Raw genomic sequence first — 1,353 nt, 5'->3', positions numbered from 1 at the left:
AGGCATAGCGAATAGTAAAATTGGGTTTGGCGATTTGATTTTACTACTTCGCTATTTTTTTAAGCTAAAAGTGTCAACACACCCTAATTAAAAATAAAATACATGCATATTCATAAAACTTTCCCATTTTTTACTCACATTAAGTCTGAATTTTTACCTACATATTTTTTAAAACTGGAGCAACCTATGAGTTTATTTACATTTCAACATAATAATAAGGAGATAAAGCAAATTTCAGAAACTTCCTTTGGCCAAGAAGGAATATTAGAAAGGCAAGATCTCCAACAAGCTTTAAAACAAAATATTGAAGTTCTTGTTCCAGGTGTTTTAATTGTTGCTGAAGAATATTCCGAATGGGATCAGTCTCGCAAACGTATTGATTTATTAGCCATAGATCAAAATGCAAATTTAATAATTATTGAATTAAAAAGAACAGATTCTGGTGATCATATGGAGCTTCAAGCCCTAAGATATGCATCAATGATATCTACCATGACGTTTGAACATCTTGTAAAAGTATTCACCACATATAAAACTTTAAATGGTTTTCCAGATTTTAAAGAAGAAGATGCGCAAGAGGAAATTGAGGAGTTTATTGGAAAAGATTTGCTAGAAATAGAAAGTACTTTTGGTGATGATGTCAAAATTATTTTGGTTTCTGCTGATTTCTCAAAAGAGTTAACAACATCCGTTATGTGGTTGAATGATAGAGATTTAGATATTACATGTATTCGTATCAAGCCATATAGGCACAAAGAAGAAATTCTACTGAATATTCAACAAATTATTCCACTTCCAGAAGCCAAAGACTATCAAGTCAAAGCACAGCAAAAGTCAGAAGAGCGAAGAAATTCTGATAAGAAATATTTAAGAGATTATTCTAAATACCTATTTAATGGTCAAGAATATAATAAAAGAAATTTAGTACTAGCTGTAGTAAAGCATCACGTTGAAGAAAAAAATATAAATAGCTTTTTAGCACTAAATAATGATTTTCCTAAAACGTTAAGAAGCGGACGTTTTTATAAGAAATTTGATGAGATTAAAAGTCAAAAGAGATATTTTTCTCAACCAACCGAAGTTTTTAATTTTCAAGATGGTTGTTACGCTATTTCAAATCAATGGGGATCTGGAAATATCGGTGAATTTATAGATCAAGCGCGAAGTCTTAATTATGAGATAGAAATTAAGGACAATAGTTAAGAGTTCCTAAAATTAACATAATACACGTTATACGAATTCCCAAGGCATGGCTTTTAGTCATGCTTTTTTTATCAAAAGAGTATAGCTGAATGATAGCGAGCCAAATCGCATACAATATCTATCATTAGACTTAATGCAATAATTAAATGA

1 protein-coding gene is annotated in these 1,353 nt (G+C 30.2%); it reads left to right on the top strand.

What is annotated here, in order from left to right:
• Positions 1-186: 186 nt before the first annotated feature.
• A complete protein-coding gene (locus NI464_RS15720; RefSeq protein ID WP_005254575.1) occupies positions 187-1,203 on the top strand; it encodes a PDDEXK family nuclease in 1,017 nt (338 codons plus the stop codon).
• The last annotated feature ends 150 nt before the right edge of the window (positions 1,204-1,353 follow it).

Source organism: Acinetobacter lwoffii (assembly GCF_024129685.1).
GTDB classification, from domain to species: Bacteria; Pseudomonadota; Gammaproteobacteria; order Pseudomonadales; family Moraxellaceae; genus Acinetobacter; species Acinetobacter lwoffii_X.
This window is presented reverse-complemented; position numbering and strand designations above follow the sequence as displayed.